Below are 24,277 nucleotides of genomic sequence, written 5' to 3' on the forward strand. Positions count from 1 at the left end.
CCCATGAAAACCCGTCAGATCCTTCTGCTCAGCGCTGCGTCGCTCGGCATCATCACGGCCATCACGTTGTGGCCGAACTCCGCACCGCCGATTGCGGTGCCGGTTTCTCAAAGCGCCCCAAGTCGTCCGGCCAAGGACGCTTCCGCCTCCACCGTCGCCGCTGCCACTCCGGAAGCCGGTTCGCCGGTCGAGGAAACGGCGGGCGAGGTTTCGCCGGACTTCGGTGCCTGGGCGCGGGAGACTCCGCCGGAGCCGGACTTCGCGAAGATCGAGGCCTTCGACGGCTGGGTGGCGCGCTGGAAGACCGCGACCCCGGACGAGCGTGCGGCGATGGCGAAGGAAGGCGCGCAACTCGCGGCCGGGCGTCGTCCCGAGTTCAAGGCGCTCATTGCGTCGGACCCGCGGCTGGCCTTGGAGAAGGCGGTGCCGCGCGTGGTGCGGCAGGATTTGCCGCAGGAGATCGTGGCGCAGTTGGAAAGCCCGGTATCCTCCGCGGGCACTCTCAATGTCTATCAGGGCCGGCCGGCCGACGGCATGGAACTGCGGGGCGACCAGCTCACGGTGCGTTATTTCGAGACCGGTGGTGTGAGCTACAAGGCGCGGGTCTTCGGCCAGCTCGAGCACGTCACCTCGCGGAAGGACGTCCCGCTGCAAGGCGTGGCGGTCGATCGCGAGATGGCGATCGCGGAGAATGCCGTGCGGCCTCTGGAATTGGGCGAGCGCATTCCGGCCGGCACCGTGGTCGAGGAAACCTGCCCGGTTTCCGGCGAGACCACCGAGGCGGTATCTACGGGCGAGGCGGTGACCGATGAAACGCCGACGGTGGAAGTCGCCGGTCGCGTCATCACGCTGTGCAATGGCTCCCACGTCACGGTGTTGGAAGAGGAGTTTCGCACGTGGATCCAGGCGAGTGGCCCCGGCGGCGCGGGCTTCTTCGTCGATAACTTCCCCGGCACCTCATCACGGGCGATCGGCAATCTCCGCTGCCTCTACATCCGCGTTACCTACCCGGAGCAGATCTCAGCACCGAATACCGAGGAAGAGGCCCACAGCGACATGCGGAATACCGCGCGCTACTTCTTGGAAAACTCTTACGGCAAGATGACCACGACCACCACGGTCACCTCGCTGGTCACGCTGCCGCACACGATGGCGTGGTACAAGGCGAAGGACAGCGAGGTGGATGGCCTCGGCCTGATTCATAACGAGTCGCGCAGTGAAGCCCGTAAGCTGGGCTACGACTCGAACCAATACGACTGCACCATCGTCCGCATCAATGGCGGGCCACGCCTAGAAGGCATCTCATGGGGCGGTGGCTCCAGCGTCTGGATCACCTGGGGCGGCATGGACGTGCTCAACCACGAGTGCGGCCACTCGCTCGGACGCAACCACGCGAACTACTGGACCACCACCGACGGCACCGCCTACGGGAACGGCAGCAATCAAGAGTATGGCAACTCCTTCGACGTGATGGGTGGCGGCGGCGGCTTCAGCGCGCATTACAATACCATCAGCAAGCGCGCGCTTGGCTGGCTGCCGGCCGAGTATGTGCACACGCCGAAGACCAATGGCGTCTATCGCATCCACGCTTACGATCAGCCGCAGCTTGAGGAAGGGAAGCGCTATGCGCTCACGGTGGCGAAGGACAGCATCCGCCAGTATAACATCGAGTTCCACCCGGCACGCGGCGGGTTGCTCGCGGACTCGGCACTCGTTCTCTACAGCGGCATGGGCAGCAATGCCGGCCACTTGCTCGATACCACGCCGGGCAGTGCGGGTGGGAAGGGCGATGGCGGGATTGCGATCGGCCGCACCTACTCCGACCTCGAGGCGGACATGCACTTCACGGTGCTCGGGAAGAACGCGAGCTCGCCGCCTTCGCTGGATGTCGCCTATTTCCGCGGGCCATTCCCCGGCAACAATGCCCCGACGCTTGCTCTCAATGCCAGCGCCACCACCATCGCCGCCGGTGGCAGTGTGACCTTCACCGCGACTGCAGCCGATGCGGATGGCGACGCGCTCGCGTATCACTGGGACTTCGATGACGGTGCCACGGCGTCTAACAGCGCGGTGGTGACCCGCACCTTCGCGACGGCCGCGCAAGTGACCGCGATGCTGACCGTCTCCGACCTCAAGGGCGGCACCGCGCGCCGTCATATGGTGATCAACGTGGGCAGCCACGGCAAGCAGACGGTGACCGGTGCGGTGACATGGAATGCCCAGGCGCTGCAAGGGGTACGCGTCTCCAATGGAACGAAATACGCCTTCACGGATGCGAGCGGGAACTACTCGCTGTCGGGCCTCAACACCGGTGCGAACACGCTGACGGCCACCTTGAATGGCTACACCTTCACGCCTTCCTTCACCAATCCGCTCGGTGTTGTCGCAGGGACCAACACCGCCAACTGGACCGCGGGGAACTCGACCTTTGTCACGCTGGCCAAGACCGCCGACCCGGTCGAAGGCGGGGCAAATGGCACCTTCACGCTGACTCGCACCGGCGACACCAGCGCCGATCTGATCGTCCGCGTCTCGCCAACGGGCGGCACTGCGGCGAAGACCACCGACTACACCTTCACGCCGGATCATGCGACTGATGGCAGCTATCGTACTTTCACGATTCCGGCCGGTCAGGCATCGCTCGCGGTCGCCGTGGCGGCGGTCAATGACACCGCCCAGGAAGGGCCGGAGACGATCACGCTCCAGCTTGCATCGACCGGCGAGTATCTCTCGAACGCCGGGAATTCCATGGTGATGACGGTCGGCGACAACGACACCACCTTGCCGCAGGTCGCCGTCGTATCGAACGATCCCTATGCCACCGAGGCCTCCGCTGATGCTGGCAGCTTCACCTTCACCCGCACCGGCTCCACGGCTGCGGCGTTGAATGTTTCCGTCGCTTGGACTGGCACGGCCACCAATGGGGCCGACGTCACCACCTTGCCCGCGACGGTCACGATCCCGTCGGGTCAAGCGAGCTACACCCTCGCGGTGAGCCCGCTTAATGACAGCGCGATCGAGATTCCTGAGACGGTGATCGCCACGGTCAACACCAGCGCCGCCTACGTTCGCGACGGCGGATTGCAGACGGCGACCGTCACGCTCAGCGATGACGACACGCCGGTGGTCACGGTCAGTCTGCCGGATGCATCGGCGTCGGAAGCCGGTCCGGACTCGGGTCTCTTCCTCATCCACCGCACCGGTAGCACTGCGGCGGCGCTGAAGGTTTACTACGGGGTTCATGGTACTGCGCTGCACGGCACTGACTACGGCGCGCTGAATGGCGAGGTGATCATCCCCGCCGGTGCGACCAGCGCGCCGGTGGTGATTGCTCCCTACAACGATGACCTTGGCGAACCGGCGGAAAGCGTCGTGCTCGCGGTGACGACCTTTAACAATGGCTACAGCCTCGGCTCGGCCTTCCAGGGCACGGTGACGATTGCCGACAATGCCGACGTCCCAGTGATCAGCCTGCGCGCCGGCACGGTGGGTGCCGAGGGCGGCTCGAATCCGACGGTGGTCTTCCGTGCGGTTGGCAGCGGCGGGGGCAATGTTACGGTGAACTACACCGTCAGCGGCACCGCGACTTCCGGCAGCGATTTCACCGCGCTGTCCGGCAGCGTTTCGATCCCCGCGACGGGCACGAACGATGTCACTGTCAGCATCCCGGTGACCAACGACACGACGGCGGAATCCACCGAGACCGTCGTCGTCACGATCACGCCGAATGCGGCCTACAAGATCTACAACAGTGCTTCGGCCGAGGCGATCATCCGCGACAATGACAGCGGCGGAGATCGGGTGATGGTCTCGACCGCGAATCAATCGCCGGCCGAGTCCGGGGCCACCGGCCAGTTCTACTTCTCCCGCACCGGCACGACCGGGGCTCTGACCGTGAACTACGCCGTCTCCGGCACCGCGACCAATGGCACCGACTACGCCAGCCTGCCTGGCACGGTGATCATTCCCGATGGCGCGACCGGCATGGACCTGCTGCTCACGCCGACCGATGACGCCGCTGTGGAAGGCACCGAGACGGTGACCTTGACCGTGCTGCCCGGCACCGGCTACGGCCCGGATCGCCCGGCGTCCGCAACCTATCTGATCGCCGATAGCGAAAGCCCCGCGATCAGCGTCGGTTTCCAAGCCGCCACGGTGACCGTGAGTGAGGCTGATGCCGGTGGCGAATACCGCAACATCCCGGTGACGCTTTCCGCGGCCTCCACCGACACCGTGACCGTGGACTACACCGCGAATGGCGGCAGCGCCGAGGGAGATGATGTTGACTGGGCATTCGTCACGCCCGGCAATGTCCCGATCCCCGGTGGCACGCTGACCTTCGCGCCCGGCGTGACCTCGCAGAACCTCCGCATCCGCATCAAGAACGACGGGGTGATGGAGCCGGTGGAGACTGCCACGCTGGAATTGCGCGCGCCGCGTTTCGCCTCTCTCTCGTCCGGCACGGCGAAGCAATCGCTGCTGATCTTCGACGATGCGCCGTCGGCCCTCGTGCTCGAGGAGCGCTGGAGCGGCGGCACGGTTTACACCAACCAGTCGTGGAGCACCAACACGCCGAACTATGCCGGCGTGCTCTACTCCTTCACGCCGGGCCAAGATGTAGCCGACAGCTACTCGCGCCGGCTGGTCGGCCAGATCGTCGCGCCGGTGAGTGGCACCTACAAGTTCTGGATCGCGTCGGACGATGCGTCGCGGCTCTACCTGAGCACCACCTCATCGGCGGCGCAGAAGGCGCAGATCGCCAGCGTTTCCGGCTACACCAACTTCCAGGCATGGGACGCCAATGCCTCGCAGGCTTCCGCGAACATCACTCTGACCGCCGGCCAATCGTATTACATGGAAGTTCAGCACCAGGAGGGTGGGGGAGGCGACCACGTCTCGGTGGCGTGGCAGGGTCCGAATTTCACCCGCACCCCGATCACGCTGGCGACTCCGCAGAGCACTGCTCCGCGGTTTGTCCGGCTGGCCTCGGCGGCGACGACCCGCAGTGAAGCCGACGGCAGCGAGCCCTTGCTGATGGTCCTGCTGGATCGTCCCGCGGGAAGTACGCCGGTCACCGTAAATTACACGGTCGGCGGGACCGCTACCGCGGGAAGCGACTATACGCTGGCTCCCGGCACGCTGACCTTCGCGGCGGGCGAGCAGGTGAAAACGCTGCCGCTTTCGATCCTGGCCGATGCGATCGGCGAGTCGCCAGAAGCGATCGTGGTTTCGCTCTCAAATCCCTCGGGAGCGCAGCTCACCTCGCCCTCGACGCATGTCATCACCTTGCGCGATACGGATGTGCCTACGGTGGAGGCGCTCTTCGCCACCGCCACTTCGGCAATGAGTTCCGGCACGGTGATCGGCACTTCCACTGCGACCCCGGCTTCCGGCCGCAGCATCACCGGCTGGGCCATCGTCGCGGGCAACACGGGAAATGCCTTCGCCATCAATGCCTCCGGCCAGGTGTCACTGGTCACTCCCGCCGCCTTGCCGAATCCCGGCGGGGTCCAACTCGTGGTGCGCGCCTTCGACAATGCCGGTTCGTCCGGTGATGGCGTGGTCAACGTGATCTGCAATGCCCCGGCCAACAAGGTGGTGGAGCAACGCTGGAACGGCGGCTCCGCTTACGACAGCGAGGACTGGACCGGCACCCCGGCCTTTACCGGCACGCTGGCCAATTTCACCACTGGTCAGAACGTGGCCGACAACTACTCGCGCCGCCTCACCGGCTATCTCAAGCCCGCAACCACCGGCGACTACACCTTCTGGATCGCCGGTGACGACGATTGCCGCCTCTATCTCAGCAGCAACGGCTCGCATTCTAACAAGACCGAGATCGCTAGCGTCGATGGTTGGACGAACTTCCAGGCGTGGGATTCGCAGGCCGTGCAGAAGTCAGCGGTGATCCCTCTGGTGGCGGGCAAGGTCTACTGGCTCGAAGCGCATCACAAGGAAGGGGGCGGCGGCGACCATGTGTCCGTCGCGTGGCAAGGCCCGGGCATCAGCCGCCAGGCCATTCCGGCGGGCGTGATGTTCCCGAATGTCGCCGGCGTGAACTTCGAGAACCCGCCGGTACCGCCGAGCATCGCGCTTACTTCGCCGGCGAATGGCGCGGAGTTCGACTCGGGCGACGCGGTTACCCTTGATGCCGCGGTTGCCGGTGGTTCGCTGGCCGTGAGCACCGTCGAGTTCTATCGCGGTGCCACCTTGATCGGCTCCGACAACAACCCGCCGTACAGCGTGACGTGGTCGAGCGCGGTCGCCGGCAATCATGTGCTGACCGCGAAGGCGACTTACACCGGGGGCGGTGTGACGTCCTCCGGGGTGACGATCGCGGTCGCGGATGTCGATCCCGCCGGTGATCCGGATGGCGATGGCTTCACCACCGGGCTCGAGCTGGCGCTGGGCACCAATCCGAATTCCTCTGCTTCGCAGCCATCGTCGCTCTATGCGAACCTCCGCGCGTGGTGGAAGCTCGATGAAAGCAGCGGCACCAATGCCGACGACACAACCGGACGCCTGCAAGACGGCACCGTAAGCGGTGCGGCGTGGAGCAGCGGCACATTTGGCAATGCGCTGTCCTTCGACGGCGTGGATGACGGCGTGTTCGTCGGCACTTCCGCGGCGGTGCTTGGCAGCGGCAATTTCTCGCTGGCCGCATGGGTGAAAGTGACTCCGGGCTCGCCAGTCGGCACGGTGATCCAGCAGCGCGATCCCGGTGCCTCCGGTCATCTGGGCGAATACATGGTCAACGTGAACGCCAACGGCACGGTGAACTTCTTCGTCTATAACAACGATGTCTATCAGTTCAACCTGACCACGACCGCCGCCGTGAACGACGGCCAATGGCATCACGTCGTTGCCCTGCGCGACGGAACGAGCGGGAAGATCTTCATCGATGGCGTGGAGTCCGCCTCCGGTAGCGGCACGATCCAGGCCCTGCTCTCGCGCTCGGTGTCCATCGGCTACGACCATCGCGACAGCAACAAGCGCTTCACCGGCATGATAGACGATGTGCGCATCTACGAGCGCGCACTCTCGCCGGGCGAACTCGACACGCTGTCGCCGAATCGCGCCCCGATATTCACGGCCGATCCCGTGGTAAAGTCCGACGCTGCCGAGGACGGTGCTTACGCCGGCAGTCTCTCCGGAGATGTTGCCAATCCGGATTCCGGCGAGACGCTCACCTTTTCAAAGGTCACCGGCCCGGCATGGCTGAGCGTTGCCGCCGATGGCACGCTCTCCGGCACTCCGGGCAACGGCGACGTCGGTCCGAACAGCTTCACCATCCGCGTGGAGGACGGTGCGGGGCTTGCAGACGATGCGGCCTTGTCGATCGCCGTGACGAACACCAACGACGCGCCGGTCTTCGCCGCCGATCCGATAGCAGGCAGCAACGCCACCGAGGACGCCGCCTATTCCGGCAGCCTCTCCGGTACCGCGAGCGACGTGGATGCCGGTGACACGCTGAGCTACTCCAAGGTCAGCGGTCCTGCCTGGCTCACGGTCGCTTCTAACGGAACGCTCGGAGGCACTCCTGGCAACGACGACGTCGGAGCGAATAGCTTCACGGTCCGCGTTACCGACGGCGGCCTGACCGATGATGCCGTGCTCAATATCGCCGTGGCCAATGTGAACGATGCGCCGGGCTTCACGGCCGACCCGATCGCTGGAGCCGCGGCCACGGAAGACCAAGCCTATGCCGGCAGTCTATCGGCAACGGCCAATGACATCGATACCAGCGACACGCTGACATTCTCGAAGGTGTCCGGTCCGTCCTGGCTCACGGTGACCGCCAATGGCGCGCTGTCTGGAACTCCGTCAAATGCGGAGGTGGGTGCGAATGCCTTCACCGTCCGTGTGACCGATGGGGCAGGGGCATATGACGAAGCGGCGCTCAATATCAGCGTGGCGAATGTCAACGACGCGCCGGTCCTCACCCTCGACCCGATCACGCGGGAAGCGGGTGCCGAGCAGGTCGCCTATGCGGGCACCAGCTTGGCTGGAGCTGCCGTCGATGGGGATGCAGGGGATTCGGTCACCTACTCGAAGTTCTCGGGTCCGGGATGGCTCACGGTGGCGGCCAGTGGCGCACTTTCCGGCACACCGCCGGCGGGCACCGCGGGCAGCAATGTCTTCATCGTGCGCGCCACGGATGTCCTGGGAGCCTACGACGAGGCCACACTGACGATCGACATCGTCGGACCGTCGCTGCCCTTGCCATGGGATGAAAGCGATGTCGGCTCGGGCATCGCCGCCGGCTCGTCCAGCCATTCGGCCGGGATCTATACCGTCTCCGGCGCGGGTGCCCTCGGCAATAGCTTCCTCGGCAGTCGCAACGACGCCTTCCGCTTCGTCTGGCAGACGCTCAGCGGCGACGGCGAGATCACCGCCCGTATCAATGCGCTGCAGGCCACCGGAACCTCGTCACGCGTCGGCGTGATGATCCGCGACACCCTCGCGTCGAATTCCCGGCATGTCTTCATGGGCATGACCGACGACAACGACTACCGCTGGGTCCGCCGCACCAGCAACAATGGCAATACGTCGACCACCAGCAGCAGCACGAGTACGGTGCCGAGTACCTGGGTGCGGCTGGTCCGCGTGGGCAACACCATCACCGCCTACAAGAGCAGCAATGGCAGCTCGTGGACCCAAGTCGGGAGCGTCAGTGCGAGTCTCCCGGCGAATTGCTACGTCGGCCTGGTGGTGGCCAGCGGCACCAGCGGCGGGCTGAACACCTCGCAATTTAGCAATGTCAGCGTGACTCCGTGATAGAGGGCGCGGCTGCGGGGTGTAAGCCGTTGATGAGTAAAAAGTCCCTCCTTGCCGAGACAAGGGGGGATCCCTCATAGTGTGCCCACGGGACAACCCGGTTCACCCCTCACCCATGATGCGCAGCCCCTCCCTGGCGGCTTCCCTGCTACTTTGTCTGCTGACGATCTTTCTATTGTGGAAAGATCCCCGGCCTGAAGAAGCATGGCCTGCGGGAGCGAAAACCGCAGTTATGTCGACCATCGCTGCGGTTCCGGTCAGGGCCGCCGGACGAAAGGCAGCTCCGCCGATTTTGCCGCACGGCCGCGAAGCGCGCTCGGCCCGGCTTCCTGCTGACGTTCTCGATCGCGCCGTGGATGGGGAGCGCTTCAGGCTGGACCTGCCGGACAGTGATGAAGCGGTGGGAGACATTGCCCTAATCCGTCGAGATACCAACGGTGTTTACCTTATTCAAGGGACGCTCTCGGCTCCCCGGGCGGGCCGATATTTTTTCCAGCGCGCGTCCTTCGAGGGCGTGGCCGGCGAACTCGTCGGGCACATTCTTTTCGATGGCTCGCCGGTCGGTTGGAAGGTCGAGCCGCTCGGGGCTGGGGGGGCGCCATTGCTGGTTGAGACCCATGAGGACCGGATTGTCTGCGTGAACTACGCGGCTGCCCCGGCAGCCGCGCCGGAGGAAGCGCCGCAGACGCATCCGACCAATATTCCGATCCCGCCCTATCAGACCATCACTCCGTTGCAGAGCATGCCCGGCGCGACGGGAGTCATCTATCTCGACTTCGATGGCGAGGCGGGTCCATTCGCGGGGTGGGGGAATTTCGATGCCGCTGCGTCAACCGCGAACAACTCCCAGATCTTCGAGGTTTGGAAGCGGGTGGTGGAGGATTTCGAGGGCTTCAACCTGAACATCACCACCGACCGGGGTGTCTTCGATGCCGCACCGCAGGGCCGCCGCCAGCACGTGGTGGTCTCACCGACCAACATCGCCGCGCCTACGGCCGGCGGGGTGGCCTACATCGGATCCTACAACTGGCCGGGCGACACCGTCTGCTGGGCCTTCTACAGCTCCGGCAAGACCTCCGCGGAGGTGATCTCGCACGAGGTGGGGCACGCGCTGAGCCTCAGCCACGACGGCCGGACCACTCCCAACGAAGGCTACTACGCCGGGCATGGCGATGGCATGGTCGGCTGGGCTCCGATCATGGGCGTGGGCTACTACGAGAACCTCACCCAGTGGTCGCAGGGCGAGTATCACAATGCCAACAACTTCGAGGATGACCTGACCACCATCGTTTCCAACAACGACGTGGACTACCGTGCCGACGATGCCGGCGAGACGCTTGCCACCGCGCGTCACCTGGAGATCGCGGCAAATGACAGCGTGTCCGGCGAGGGCATCATCGGGAGTACCGGCGATATGGATGCCTTCCGTTTTGTCACCACCGGCGGGGGGGTGACGCTGGGTCTGACCCCGGCCTCCTCGGGGGCGAACCTCGACATCCACGCGGAGCTGGTGGAGGCAATTACGGGAACCATCGTAGCCACGTCGAATCCGGACACGGCGCTCACCGCGTCGATTTCCGAAACGCTGGCTGCCGGGGAGTACGTGCTCAAGATCCGCGGGACCGGACGGGGCGATCCCGAGCTCGATGGCTACACCGACTACGGCTCGCTCGGGACTTATCTCATCAGCGGCAACGTGGCAGGTGGGGTGAAGCCGGAGCGCTTTGCGATTGCGGAGAACGCCGCGGAGGGAATCCCGGTGGGCACCGTCCTGCCGCGGGAGGACCATGGGCTTTCGCCTCTGATGTGGAGCATTTCCAGCGGTGGCAATCACGACGGGGCCTTTACGGTCAACCCGCTGACCGGCGAGATCTTCCTCGTCTCCGTTCCCGATTTCGAAGCGCTGTCCAGCCGCTGGGATGATCCCGCGGATCTCGAGCTCTTCATCACCATCACCGACACGCTCAATGCCGCGCTGACCGAGACGATTCGGGTGGTGGTGACCGTGACCGATTTGAATGAGCCGCCGGTGATGCCCGATGCCTCCCTGACGATGCTGGAACACACCCGGCTCGGCACGAAGCTGTCGATCCTGGCGGCGTACGATCCGGATCACTTTCAGTTCCCGTCGTTCAGCATCGTGGGCGGCAATGACGACGGCTGGTTCGAGATCGATCCTGGCACCGGCGAGCTGCGCGTGGCGGGCGATATCGAGTTGAGTGCGGATGTCACCGTCCCGCTCACCGTGCAAGTGACCGACCAAGGCGCACCCGCGCTTTCCTCCACGGCCACGGTGATGGTGACTGTCATCGATATCGCCGAGGGCTACAACCCTGGCGGCGTGATGCGCACCTACTATGAAGGCATCAGTGGCAGCTCGGTGAGCAATCTCACGGCGAATGCGAGGTTTCCAAATCGCCCCGACAGCGAGGAGCTTCTGGAGGACTTCGACGGTCGCGCTCATGGCGACAGTTTCGGCAGCACGCTGCGCGGCTACGTGATTCCGCCGGTGAGCGGCAGCTACCGCTTCTGGATTGCCGCCGATGACGCGAGCCAGCTCCGGCTCAGCACGAATGCAAACCCGGCGAACGCCAGCACCATCGCCTACGTTTCCTTGTCCACCGATCCGTATTCATGGCCGGACAGTGGCACCCAGTGGTCTTCGCCTGTGACCCTCATCGCCGGTCAGGCCTACTACCTCGAGGCCCGTCATAAGGATGGCGCGGGAGAAGACCATGTCTCGGTAGCGTGGTCGGGCCCCGGGATTCCGAAGCAACTTCTTCGCGGGCTCTATGTGGCGCCCCATGAGCAGAATTATGAGCCGGAGATTTCCTCCGCCTCGTTCCCGCTCCATCAGGACGCGTTCGCAGGGCAGGAGATCGGCACGGTCTCGGTGACCGATGTCAATGAAGAGGACAGCCATGGCGGCTTCACTATCGTGGCGGGAAATGAAGCCGGGATCTTTGCCATTGATCCTGTGACCGGCACACTCCGGGTGGCCGTGGCGAACCTGCTGGATGCCTGGGAGCAACCCATTCACATCCTCACGGTGGCCGTGACCGATGACGGGGAGCCCCAGCAAACGGGCACCGGCACCATCGTGATCGCGGTGCTATCGCCGGGCGAGTTTGCTTCCACGAATCTCTTCCAACAGGTGTGGACGGGCCTCGCCGGGGGCAATCTCACTTTCCTCACCGGCAATCTCAACTACCCCTACCGGCCTACCTACGTCCGCACCTTGTCCGGCTTCGACGCGGGCACGAATCTCGCCGATGCCTATGGCTCGCGCATTCGCGCCGTGGTCACCGCGCCGGTTACGGGTAGCTACACCTTCTACCTCTCGTCGGACGATGACTCGCGGCTGCTCCTGGGCAGCGGGCCGGAGGCAGCGGGTGCCACGGAGATCGCCTCGGTCACCGGCCACACCAACCCTGGCGAATGGACCAAGTTTCCCTCGCAGAGCTCGGAGTCCGTCGAGCTAATCGAAGGCCAGTCATATTACATCGAGGCGCTCCACAAGGAGAACTCCGGCGCGGATCACTTGCAGGTCGGCTGGACGGGGCCGGGCATGACTACCATCTCCATCATTCCGGCCTCGGCGCTGGAGCCCTACGATCTCAATGAGGCTCCGGTTTTCGCAGGCGTGCCGCCTTCATTCAGCGTGCCGGAAGGGACACCGGTGGGCACCGTGGTCGGAAGCATCGCGGCCACGGATCCGGAAGGGGACGTGCCGCTCTACGCCATCACCGCCAGCACCGCGCCTGGAGCGTTCGCCATCGATGCCGACTCGGGAGTCATCACGGTGGCCGATTCCGTCGCGATGGGACCGGGCGTGAAGATCGTCACGGTATCGGCCCAGGACCGTGGCATCGGCGGTGTCTATCCGCTGAAGGTAGGCGACATGGCCGTCGAGATCACCGTCATCAGCAACAACCAGCCGCCGTCCTTCGTCGCTGACTCGATCCTCATGGCGGGCACCGAGGATCTGGCCTTCTCCGGCAGTCTCACTGCCTCCGATCCCGATGTAGGGGACGCGCTGACATTCACGCTCGTCGATGGTCCGGAGTGGCTGGTGGTGGGGCCCGATGGCTCGCTCGGCGGCACCCCCGGGAATGACGATGTCGGAGTGAACGACTTCATCGTCCGCGTGGCGGATCCCGAGGGCTTGTCCGATGATGCCTCGCTGACGATCACGGTCGCCAATACCAACGACCCTCCGGCTTTCGTGGCTCCCATGCTGGCCGCTGATCCTGCCACCGAGGATCTGCCGTATCTCGCCACCTTGGCCTCTTTCGCAAGCGACCCGGATGCGGATGATTCGCTCGTCTTCTCGATGGTCACCGGCCCGGCTTGGCTCGAGGTCGCACCCGATGGCACGCTTTCCGGCACGCCCACGAACGGTGACACGGGGGAGAACGTCCTGGTGGTCCTCGTGACCGATCTGGAAGAGGCCTCCGCCGAGGCGACCGTGACGTTGTTCGTCCAGAACACCAACGATCCGCCCGTGATCGGGGAACTCTCGGTGCCACCGGCAACCCAGGATGAAGCCTACATCGCCAGCGTCGCTGCATTCGCGTCCGATCCTGATGCGGGAGATAGCCTCACCTTCTCCAAGGTGTCCGGGCCGGAGTGGCTTCTCATCGGCGCCGATGGCAGTCTCACAGGCACGCCGGCCAATGCCGACGTGGGGACACATCCCTTTGTGGTGGGCGTGGTCGATGGATCGGGAGTCGTGGCCGAGGCCTCGTCTTCCATCACGGTGGAGAACGTGAATGACGCGCCGGTCTTCACGATCGATCCCATCGTGGCACCCCATGGTACCGAGGAGATCGCCTACGCCGCATTCAGCATCTTCGGGAATGCCTTTGATCCCGACGTTGGGGAGACCCCGACGTATTCGCTCGTCGATGGGCCGCCGTGGCTGGCGGTTGCGCCGGATGGGTCGGTTTCCGGAACGCCTCCCGAGGGGAGCTCGGGCACGCATCACTGCATCGTCAGGGCCACCGATTCCGGCGGGCTGTTCGATGAGGCAGCGCTGGTCATCGACATCATTGCGGCTTTGCCTCTGCCGTGGGAGGAGCAGACGATTGGCAATGGCCTCGCCGGTAGCAGTGGGGCGGCCGGCGAATTGCTGACGGTTTCGGGCAGTGGTTCTTTGACGGGGCGGAGTGATGGCCTACACTTCGTGTGGCAGCCCTTGAGCGGCGACGGCGTCATCACCGCCCGTTTGGATTCCATGCAGGACACGGGTGCCCATGCCCTCGCCGGCGTCATGATTCGCGACACCTTGGCTTCGAATTCCCGGCATCTCTTCATGGGCATGACGGGCGATGGCGGCTACCGCTGGTTGCGCCGCACCGGAATGAATGGCAATACTTCCACCTCCACGAGTGGCAGCGGCTTGCGGCCGGAGGCGTGGCTGCGCCTCGCTCGCAGCGGCAATACGATCACCGCTTTCAAGAGTGCCGATGGGGTGGCGTGGACCACCGTCGGCAGCCTGACCGCCGCGTTGCCGGCCACCTGCTACTTCGGCCTCGCGGTCGCAAGCGGCAGCACGGGGGTTGAAAACACGGCGGTCTTCGGAAATGTTTCCGTTACCCCGTGATGCGCCTGCTCCCTCGCTCCGCTGCCGTCCTCGCTCTGCTCATCTCCGCTTGTGAGAAGAAGAGCGAGTCGTCGGGTACCGGAAATGGTGCTGCGCCTGCGGCGGCTTCGCCCCGTCGTGAGCGAGAGGACCATCGCGAAGGGGAGGAAGCGGAAGCCAAGGTCGCGCTCCGGCAGGCGCTCGAGGACGCTGGGAAAGAGTCCGACCCCGCGGCCCGGGAGAAAGCCGTCGCCGCGGTCGCTTGGGATGCCATCGATGTCGATCGCGAACTCGCGCAGCAGGCCTTCGCCGCGCTCGCTCCCGGTGGGGAAGAGGCTCGCCGGTTGATCGCCCACTTTGCGATGCGCTTGGCCGACACCGACCCGGAGGCCGCGCTCGAATGGGCCCGCGGCCTGGAACAACCGGCGGAGCGTGACGATGCCCTCGGTCGCGTGGCTGCCGTGATCTCCGCCACCGACCCCCAGCGGGCTGCTGCCCTCGCGCTTGAAGAAGTCCCGGAAGGACCGCTGCGGGATCGCACCGTCGTTCAAGTCGTGCAGCGCTGGTCCCAGTCCGCACCCGCCGATGCTGGCAAGTGGGTCGCCGCCCTTCCTGCCGGCAGGGCCCGCAGCGCCGCTCTTGAGCATCTGGCCGGCACATGGTCCGCGGCGGATGCACCCGCCTTCGCCGCGTGGGCGTCCAAGCAAGAGCCCGTGCTTCCCGAGGTGACCACCGCGATTGCCAGCTCCCTGCGCACCATCCGCGATGACGCCGAGCGGACCAAACGCCTCGCCGCCTTCACCGATCCCGATTTCCGCGGGCGGATCGAAGCGGAACTCAGCAGGGCCGCCCTGCAATTGCCCCACGTCGTGCCCGCGAATCGGCCGGAAAACGTGCCGCCCGCGAAGTAGCACGATTCATGGGGAGGAGAGGGAAGGCGAGGGTTGGAGGGAGATCCGAACCGGATAAGTTCCGACGAGGAAAAGAGCCGTCGGTTCAATTGCATTCGTATTCCCGGCCCATGGTGTTTTTGGGCTTCTCGCCGATGTCGGGGGGCTTACGTTCTGCGGAGAAACTCCTGCTAGATGGCCGAAGACCACAAAAAGACCCTGCAATCCCAGCTCTGGAACATCGCCAATACCCTGCGGGGGAAAATGGGAGCCGACGAGTTCCGCGACTACATCCTCGGCTTCATCTTCTACAAGTACCTCTCGGAGCGGATGCACCTCTTCGCCGACGAGATCCTGAAGCAAGACGAGATCCGGTTCGACGCCATCGACGAGGGCAGCGCGGCCGGGCAGAAGATGCTCGCGGAAATCCAGGAGGAATCCGTCGATCGGCTCGGCTACTTCCTCAAGCCCTCGGAGCTCTTTCACAAGGTCGCGGAGAAGGGGGCGCAGAAGGCGAACAACTTCATCCTCGAGGACCTCACCGCCATCCTCAAGCACATCGAGGCCAGCACCATGGGCCACGACAGCGAGGACGACTTCGAGGGCCTGTTCGAGGACCTCGACCTCGGCTCCTCGAAGCTCGGCAAGACCGAGAATCAGAAGAACGAACTCGTCGCCAAGGTGCTCGCCCATCTCGACAAGATCGACTTCCGCCTCGCCGATACCGAGGCCGACGTGCTGGGCGATGCCTACGAATACCTCATCGGCCAGTTTGCCAGCGGCGCGGGGAAGAAGGCCGGCGAGTTCTACACCCCGCAGGAGGTCAGCACCATCCTCGCGAAGATTGTCACCACCGGGAAAAAAAGCCTCAGGAGTGCCTATGACCCCACCTGCGGTTCCGGGTCGCTGCTGCTGCGGGTGGCGAAGGAGGTCGAGGACGTGGGCCATTTCTACGGGCAGGAGATGAACCCGACGACCTACAACCTCGCCCGCATGAACATGATCCTGCATGGTGTGCACTATCAGCGCTTCGACCTGAAGAACGAGGATACGTTGGAGCACCCCGCACCGGAGCACGCCGGGCTCCGCTTCGAGGCCATCGTTGCGAATCCGCCTTTCTCCGCGAACTGGTCCGCCAGCGCCATCCATGAGAACGACGACCGCTTTTCGCCCTACGGCCGCCTCGCGCCGAAGACGAAGGCCGACTTCGCCTTCGTCCAGCATATGGTCCACCACCTCGACAGCGGCGCCACCATGGCTTGCGTCCTCCCGCACGGCGTGCTTTTCCGCGGCGCGGCGGAGGGCCACATCCGCAAGTACCTCATCGAGGATTGCAACTACCTCGACGCCGTCATCGGCCTCCCGGCCAACATCTTCTACGGCACAAGCATCCCCACCTGCATCCTCGTGCTGAAAAAACAACGCGAGCACCCCAACGACATCCTCTTTATCGACGCCAGCCAGCACTTCGAGAAAGTCGGCAATCAAAACCAGCTCCGCCCCGAGGACATCGAGCGCATCGTCAGCACCTACCGGAAGCGCGAGAGTATCGAGAAATTCAGCAAGGTCTCCGAGAGCAGCGAGGTGGAAGCCAACGACTACAACCTGAACATCCCACGATACGTCGATACCTTCGACGCCGAGGACGCGGTGGATTTGGACGAAGTCGCGGAGAAGCTTGCTGCTTTGGAAAAAGACATGGGTGATGCCAATAAGGTGGTCGCAGTGCTTTGTGCGGAGTTGGGGATTAAAGCGCCGTTCTGATGAATTGCCCCAACTTACGATTCAAAGACTTCGACAGCGATTGGAAATTCGTCCGCTTCGGCGACGAGTTGATCGAGTCGAAGCTTGGGGGGAACTACGCAAATTCCGAGAAGGCTACGGATCATCCATTGATCAAGATGGGCAACCTCGGCAGAGGCGAAATGAACCTCCGCAAGATCGAATACATTGAAGAGGGAGAGCCAATCAATCCGGACGATCAGATAAAAGACGGTGATCTGTTTTTCAATACGCGGAACACCTTAGATTTGGTCGGAAAGGTTGCGATCTGGAGGTCCGAATTGCCAAGAGCATACTACAATTCGAACCTCATGCGGATCACGTTCGCCTGTAACCATTTCATGAATTACCGGCTGAACTCGTATGAAGGGGTGAAAGCCTTGCGACGTCTTGCCACCGGCACCACGAGCGTGGCTGCCATCTATACGCGGGATCTTCTCCAAATGAGGATCGCGATTCCCACTCTCCCCGAGCAGCAGAAAATCGCGAATTTCCTGACAGCGGTGGATGGGCTGATTGCGCAACTGAGCCAAAAGAAAGCCCTGCTGGAGGCCTTCAAGAAAGGCGTGATGCAACAGCTCTTCAACCAAGTCCTCCGCTTCCAAGACGACCAAGGCAACGACTTTCCCGATTGGGAGGAAAGGACGCTGGGAGACTTCTGCTCCTGCTTTTCGGGCGGAACACCTTCTAGCGGCAAACGGGACTACTATGGCGGGTCGATTCCGTTCATTAGGTCGGCAGAAATTGGGGCGGACAGCACCGCCCTGTTCTTGACGGAGAAAGGGCTAAAGGAATCTGCAGCAAAGATGGTGGAAGTCGGCGATCTCCTTGTCGCGCTTTACGGTGCCAACAGCGGAGAGGTAGGGATTTCGAAGGTCAAGGGCGCGATTAATCAAGCAATCCTTTGTGTCAGGACGAAGCAATCGGTTCTTTTCTTATACTTCTGGTTAGAGTATTCAAAGCAGACAATCGTTAGCACCTATCTCCAAGGAGGTCAGGGTAATCTCTCGGGGAGGATCGTGCAATCGCTCGATGTCGCGCTGCCCTCCCTTCCCGAGCAAATTAAGATCGCCAACTTCCTCATCGCCCTCGACCGGAAGATCGAAGCCGTGGCGATGCAGACAGCCCACATGAAGACGTGGAAGAAAGGATTGCTCCAGCAGATGTTCGTCTAGCGCTACCTATCGAGCCATGACGCTGACTCAAGAACTTCTGAATCGCCTTCCAACGAGGTTTAATGACTTCGACTATTATCAGGTCATTGTGGGAAAGATTACAGAAAATCAGACGGCCAATCCGGACATTGCAATCGAAAGTTGCAAGTCGTTGGTGGAGGGGATTTCCAAATCGATTCTAAAGCACACCGACAAGACCTACAGAGATAATCAGAGGCCCACCGAAGAGCTTGCTCCTCTTTTCAAAAAGGCTGTGAACGCGCTGGCGGGCAGAGGGGCGAATATCGAGGAGAAATTCACTAAGGCTGTTGGGAATTTCGTTCACCAACTTGGTTCCGTCAGGAACGAACGAGGAGATATCTCCCACGGGAAATCAGCGCCCAAACTGATCAAAAGCACCCCACATTTTGCAAGCCTCGTCGTCCAGGCGACTGATGGGCTCTCGTCATTTCTGTTGCATGAGTTGTTTGCGTTGGATCTCAGCGACGTCATACCCCTTGAGTATGCCGACAATCCTGATTTCAACGATTCCTTGGACGATCTATACCCGATTCAGGGCAGACTGAGTTACAGCCGAGCTTTGTTCGATCAGGATTTCGTGGCCTACGAAGAGCAGCTTGAAGATTTCAAAGCCGAGCAGGAAGAGCTGCGAGAAGAGGAAATGCGTGCAGACGCATACATGGATTACGTCATCGATATGAAAGCCGAGCCTTCGCCCGACGAGGATGCTCCCGACCCAGAGGAATAACCAACTCATGTCAGTTCCCTTTACCCTAGCCGAACAGGTGCTGGAGGACGCGCTGGTCGCCCAGCTCGGCGGCATGGGCTACGCCAATGCCCCGGTGACGGACGAGGCCTCGATGCTGGCGAATTTGAAGGCGCAACTGGAGGCCTTCAACGGGATGACGCTCACGGCGGGCGAGTTCGTGCAGGTGATGCACCACCTCACGAAAAGCGCGGGCGTGTTCGAAAAGGCGAAGATCCTGCGCGACCGGATAAAGCTGAATCGCGAGGACGGCACGACGGCGTATCTGGAATTTTTCGACAGCGCAGATCCGCAACGCAACCGCTGGCAGGTCACCCAGCAGGTGACGGTGGAGGGCCGATACCAGAACCGCTACGATGTGACGCTGATCGCGAACGGCCTGCCGCTGGTGCAGATCGAGCTGAAGCGGCGCGGGCTGGAGATGAAGGAGGCCTTCAACCAGATCCAGCGCTACCATAAGCACAGCTACTGGAGCGGCGCGGGGCTCTACCACTTCGTGCAGATTTTCGTGATCTCCAATGGGGTGAACACGAAGTTCTACGCCAACGCGCGGCGGCAGTCCTTCAAGCAGACCTTCTACTGGGCAGCGGAGGACAACAAGACGATCCGCGAGCTGACGCCCTTTGCCACAGCCTTCCTCGACCGCGGGCACCTCGGCGCGATGGTCGGGAAATACATCGTGCTGAACGAGACGGACAAGATCCTGATGGTGCTGCGTCCGTACCAATACTACGCGGTGGAGCGGATCGTGGAGCGGGTGAAGACTCCGCCCGCCACGAAGGCGAACGGCTACATCTGGCACACCACGGGCAGCGGCAAGACGCTGACTTCCTTCAAGGCGGCGCAGATCCTCACCGGACTTCCGGAGATTCACAAGGTCGTCTTCGTGGTGGACCGGAAGGACCTCGACTACCAGACCATCAAGGAATTCAACGGCTTCAGCAAGGGTAGCGTGGACAGCACGAACAACACGCAGAAGCTGGTCGCGCAGTTCACCGACGACACGAAGCTGATCGTGACCACGCTGCAGAAGCTGAACACGGCGATCAGCAAGGCGCAGTTCCTCGCGCAGATGGCGGGGCTCCAGGGTGAGCGGATCATCTTCATCTTCGACGAGTGCCACCGCAGCCAATTCGGCGAGACGCACCAGCGGATCACGGCGTTTTTCCGGAATCACCAGATGTTCGGCTTCACCGGAACGCCCATCTTCGCCGACAACGCGGCGACCAAGGACGGGAAGAAGCACACGACGAAGGATCTCTTCCACGATAAGCTGCACAGCTACGTGATCACCGACGCGATCAAGGACGAGAACGTGCTGAAATTCGCCGTCGAGTACGTGGGCCGCTACAAGAAGAAGCCTGGCAGCGCGACGGAGGTGGACATCGAGGTGGAGGGGATCGACACCAAGGAGCTGATGGAGTCGCAGCAGCGGCTGGAGAAGATCGCCGATTACATCATCGAGCAGCATCCGGTGAAGACGCGGAACAAGGAATTCACGGCGATGATGTGTGTGAGTTCGGTGGAGGTGCTGATCAAGTATTACGAGCTCTTCGCGAAGCGGAAGGCCGAGGGGAAACACAAGCTGCGCATCGCGACCATCTTCAGCTACACCAGCAACGAGGAGGACAAGGACGCCGACGGCATCCTCGACGAAGGCGGGGAGATCATCGGCGGCGAGGGCGGCGATCCGCATACGCGGGACAAGCTGGAAGGCTTCATCGGTGACTATAACGGGATGTTCGCCACGAACTTCTCCACGCGGGACACGCAGAGCTTCTACAACTACTACCAGGACATCGCCAAGAAGGTGAAGGAGCGGAAGGTGGACATCCTGCTGGTGGTGAACATGTTCCTGACTGGCTTCGACAGCAAGACGCTGAACACGCTCTACGTGGACAAGAACCTACGTTTCCACGGGCTGGTGCAGGCCTACTCTCGCACGAACCGCATCCTCAACGAGGTGAAGTCGCAGGGGAACATCGTGGTCTTCCGCAATCTCAAGAAGCGGACGGACGAGGCGATCGCGCTCTTCTCCAACGTGAAGGCGAAGGAGGAGATCTTCATCCCGCCGTACGAGGACTACGTGAAGCAATTCAACGCGGTGGTGGTGGACCTGCTGACGCTGGTGCCGACGGTGAAGAGCGTGAAGGACCTGTCGGACGAGGAGGCGGAGCTGAAATTCGTGAAGATCTTGCGCGAGCTGATGCGGCTGCGGAACATCCTGGAGTCCTTCGCGGAATTCGAGGACGACGACCTGGCCCTACCCGCCCAGCGTTTCGCCGACTACCGGAGCGCCTATCTGGATCTCTACGACAAGGTCAAGACGGACCACACGAAGGAGAAGGCATCGATCCTCGACGATGTGGACTTCGAGCTGGAGCTGCTCCACCGCGACGTGATCAACGTCCAATACATCCTGACCCTGCTCGCCCGCCTCTACGATGCGGATGAGAAGGAAGCACCGGCGATGCGGAAGCTGATCCTGGACACGGTGGCCGGTGATCTGGAACTGCGGAGCAAGCGGGAGCTCATCGAGAAATTCATCGAGAGCAGCCTTCCGCAGGTAGGAAGCGCCGCGGAGATCCCGGAGTGCTTTGAGGACTTCTGGGAGAAGGAGCGGGTGGAGGCCTTCGACCAGCTTTGCAAGGAGGAGCAGCTCGACGCGGACAAGCTGAAGCAGGTGATCGACCGATACGTTTACACCGGCAAGCAACCCTTGCCGGACCCGGATATCGTCGATCTCATCGCCCGCCCGCTTAAGCTTGCGGAGCGCGGCCCCACGAAGAAGCGCGTGCTGGAGAAGGTGATCGATTTCGTGACGACATTCATCAAGGGATTCGCGGCGTAATGGCGAAGGTTACCGTCAATATCCGAAACTTCAAAGGCGCTTACGCTCACCTGAACGGCGAGCAAAGTATCGAGGTGTCCCGACGGGCGATCTTGCGGGCGTCATTGACGTTGGGGTTCCAAGATTATGGTGGATACTTGGCCTCGAAACCTCGACTGAGAACGCATCGCTACCTTTCAGGGCTTACGGCGCTAAATTGCCTGAATCAAGTGGCAGGCAATTGGGTCCTCGACGACTTTTTCGAAGATCTCGACGGTTCAGAAAAGAACCCCGAAAGCTACGGACATGGAATGATCTTCGCTAAGCTCGTCGCTGAGCGGTTTCTAGGCGTTCCTTGGCTGGCCCACGTGGATGACATGAAGAAAAAGGGCCTGTTGAAGACGACGGCAACAACTAGGGAGCGCGGCGACATGGGGGGGCGTTGTAATCAGGGACATTGGCACGTGATCGAAGCCAAGGGAAGATCTAGCTCTTACCCATCAAAGGTTGTCGAGGACGCGAAGCATCAGGCCGCTTGCGTCAAGAGCGTTACAAAGAAGAAGCCCCGGACCAACTCGGCATGCATAGTGTCCCTGTGGACTGATCCAATCGATGTTTTGCTGGATGATCCTCCTGCGGAGGGGGCGACGTCTTGGGATTTTGAAGAGAGCGACTTTTGGAAGCACTACTATGGCAATTTGGCGGCCTATATTCGTGACGCGCCGCAAGAAGCTCCCTTCCCGACGATTTTTGAAGACTACGTTTTCACCTCATTGTCTCCGTTTCTGGAGGAGTTGAGCCCGGAAGTGAGAAAGGCTTTCTCGCCATTGCCGGAGATCATCGGACTCCCAAGGAAAATTGTTTCCGATCCAGCCGCCGCGGGAGAGCTTTTCGAAGGCCGGCCACTAGAGGAGTTCAGCCAGATCGCACCCGATGGGGTGGCTTTGCTTGGGCCTTTTGGGAGAGTCGAGAGATTAAGTAGACCTGAGATGTAAGGACGGCGGGTTGCACGGGAATACCCCTAAGAATCTCCCTCAAATCGTGCTCCCCATGGCGGTGGAGTTGCGCTACATTCCATCGTTCCCATGGAGGAAGAGACCGATACCTACCTTTGCCCTGGTTGCGACCGGGAAGTCCGCGTTGGGTCGCGGGGGTGCCCGCATTGCAACGCCGATGCGCCGGGCAAGCGGCTGCTTCGGAAGAAGCAGCGGCCGAAGGCGGCGGCGAAGCGGGCGCGGGTCCGGAAGAGTTGGGAGCAGGATCCGAGCTACGACGGGCTGGATTTGCCGGACGAGGACTTCGATTATGACGACTTCGTGGCGAGGGAGTTCGGGCACAAGCCACACCGGAAGATCGGGATCAAGTGGTACTGGTGGGTGACGGCGATCGTGGTGGTGGTGTTGATCGTGCTGGCGGGGTTTGAGTTGGGAGGGTGGGGGAGAAATGCTTGGAAGTGAAGAAGAGTGCCGGGTGATCGGTGATCAGTGATCGGTGGAAGAATGAATTGAACCGCCAAGACGCCAAGTTCGCCAAGGTAGAGGGGATTGGGGATTGGTGGAAAGGCCCCGGACTGGTGAGGGAACGAACCGCGGAGGCGCGGAGATGGGGAGGTGCCGGGTGATTGGTGGAAGAGCCCCGGACTGGTGGGGGGACGAACTGCGGAGTCGCGGAGAGAGCGCGGAGGGCGGGGATGGGTAGGTTTTGAACCGCCAAGACGCGAAGTTCGCCAAGGAGAAGGGATTGGGACGGCTTGGATTCTGTATGCGAGGGGTTGGAGGGTGGAGAGCGGTGGTCAAACATGGTTTGGACGCGCGGGGTGGTGGACGAATCTGTGGAGGTGAGGGGATTAGTTATTGGGATATTGGGGATTGGTGGAAAGGCCCCGGACTGGTGAGGGTGCGAACCGCGGAGTCGCGGAGGTCGCGGAGGTCGCGGAGGGACGCGGAGAGGAGGAAGGGTGGAAAGGCAGTGAGTGAACCGCCAAGACGCCAAGTGCGCGAAGGGAGATGGGATTGGGGGCGCTCTTGTAGTCGGTAGGTCAAGTGAAGGCTGAACGGCTGTGAAGGACTACTCGGCCGGAATGGGGGGGGAAGTGTGTCCGGGAATGAACGGGACAGTAAGGTCCCGGCTCTTTATTTTCGCGAGGCTCGCGTCCCCTAAGTAGCAGCGACTTTACTGTCGCTTTGGCCGATTTGGAAACCGGCGCTCCCGGGGGGCGGGTGGCGCGGTGGTGTGGCTAATGGCGCACTCGTGAAGTGGGAAACAACTCCTGCTGGTGTTGTCGAACGCAGGATTTCCGCCGGCCGCGGGGTGGGTTCGGCCGCACGCGGAGCGATGCGGACCACGTTGGCGGGCGGTGCGTGCGCGCGGGATGACCCGTAGCCGTGAGGTGGGTTCGGCCGCACGCGGAGCGATGCGGACCACTTTGGGGATCCCAGGTCGGGACCACAGGGATGCGGCTGGTGCCGCTAG

The 24,277-nt window shown here is 62.5% G+C and carries 9 protein-coding genes; all 9 read left to right on the forward strand.

Annotated features, from left to right (window positions below):
• Positions 1-3: 3 nt before the first annotated feature.
• Complete coding sequence (locus OKA05_RS00680) at positions 4-8,778, forward strand: Calx-beta domain-containing protein (RefSeq protein ID WP_264485156.1); 8,775 nt, start codon at positions 4-6, stop codon at positions 8,776-8,778.
• 232 nt (positions 8,779-9,010) lie between these two features.
• Complete coding sequence (locus OKA05_RS00685) at positions 9,011-14,383, forward strand: cadherin domain-containing protein (RefSeq protein WP_264485157.1); 5,373 nt, start codon at positions 9,011-9,013, stop codon at positions 14,381-14,383.
• Positions 14,383-15,273, forward strand: a complete 891-nt coding sequence (locus OKA05_RS00690) for a hypothetical protein (RefSeq protein WP_264485158.1) — start codon at positions 14,383-14,385, stop codon at positions 15,271-15,273. Before OKA05_RS00685 ends, OKA05_RS00690 begins: the two co-directional genes overlap by 1 nt.
• A 174-nt stretch (positions 15,274-15,447) precedes the next feature.
• Positions 15,448-17,016: a type I restriction-modification system subunit M gene (locus OKA05_RS00695; protein ID WP_264485159.1), complete on the forward strand. Its 1,569-nt coding sequence runs from the start codon at positions 15,448-15,450 to the stop codon at positions 17,014-17,016.
• Positions 17,016-18,209 (forward strand): restriction endonuclease subunit S, encoded by a 1,194-nt coding sequence (locus OKA05_RS00700; RefSeq protein ID WP_264485160.1) that lies wholly within the window; start codon positions 17,016-17,018, stop codon positions 18,207-18,209. The genes OKA05_RS00695 and OKA05_RS00700 overlap by 1 nt, the downstream gene beginning before the upstream one ends.
• A 16-nt stretch (positions 18,210-18,225) precedes the next feature.
• Positions 18,226-18,957: an abortive infection family protein gene (locus OKA05_RS00705; RefSeq protein WP_264485161.1), complete on the forward strand. Its 732-nt coding sequence runs from the start codon at positions 18,226-18,228 to the stop codon at positions 18,955-18,957.
• Between the two features lie 7 nt (positions 18,958-18,964).
• Positions 18,965-21,826 (forward strand): type I restriction endonuclease subunit R, encoded by a 2,862-nt coding sequence (locus OKA05_RS00710; protein ID WP_264485162.1) that lies wholly within the window; start codon positions 18,965-18,967, stop codon positions 21,824-21,826.
• The gene (locus tag OKA05_RS00715) at positions 21,826-22,800 is read left to right on the forward strand and encodes a hypothetical protein (RefSeq protein WP_264485163.1); all 975 of its coding nucleotides are present in this window, start codon (positions 21,826-21,828) and stop codon (positions 22,798-22,800) included. Before OKA05_RS00710 ends, OKA05_RS00715 begins: the two co-directional genes overlap by 1 nt.
• Before the next feature lie 90 nt (positions 22,801-22,890).
• Positions 22,891-23,262: a hypothetical protein gene (locus OKA05_RS00720; protein WP_264485164.1), complete on the forward strand. Its 372-nt coding sequence runs from the start codon at positions 22,891-22,893 to the stop codon at positions 23,260-23,262.
• Positions 23,263-24,277 lie beyond the last annotated feature (1,015 nt).

The sequence above is a fragment of the Luteolibacter arcticus genome (assembly GCF_025950235.1).
Classification (GTDB): domain Bacteria; phylum Verrucomicrobiota; class Verrucomicrobiia; order Verrucomicrobiales; family Akkermansiaceae; genus Haloferula; species Haloferula arctica.

Excerpts from the sequence above, each read along its gene's own strand:
- OKA05_RS00680 (WP_264485156.1), top strand. The coding sequence starts at position 4 with ATGAAAACCCGTCAGATCCTTCTGCTCAGCGCTGCGTCGCTCGGCATC.
- OKA05_RS00685 (WP_264485157.1), top strand. The coding sequence starts at position 9,011 with ATGTCGACCATCGCTGCGGTTCCGGTCAGGGCCGCCGGACGAAAGGCA.
- OKA05_RS00690 (WP_264485158.1), top strand. The coding sequence starts at position 14,383 with ATGCGCCTGCTCCCTCGCTCCGCTGCCGTCCTCGCTCTGCTCATCTCC.
- OKA05_RS00695 (WP_264485159.1), top strand. The coding sequence starts at position 15,448 with ATGGCCGAAGACCACAAAAAGACCCTGCAATCCCAGCTCTGGAACATC.
- OKA05_RS00700 (WP_264485160.1), top strand. The coding sequence starts at position 17,016 with ATGAATTGCCCCAACTTACGATTCAAAGACTTCGACAGCGATTGGAAA.
- OKA05_RS00705 (WP_264485161.1), top strand. The coding sequence starts at position 18,226 with ATGACGCTGACTCAAGAACTTCTGAATCGCCTTCCAACGAGGTTTAAT.
- OKA05_RS00710 (WP_264485162.1), top strand. The coding sequence starts at position 18,965 with ATGTCAGTTCCCTTTACCCTAGCCGAACAGGTGCTGGAGGACGCGCTG.
- OKA05_RS00715 (WP_264485163.1), top strand. The coding sequence starts at position 21,826 with ATGGCGAAGGTTACCGTCAATATCCGAAACTTCAAAGGCGCTTACGCT.
- OKA05_RS00720 (WP_264485164.1), top strand. The coding sequence starts at position 22,891 with ATGGAGGAAGAGACCGATACCTACCTTTGCCCTGGTTGCGACCGGGAA.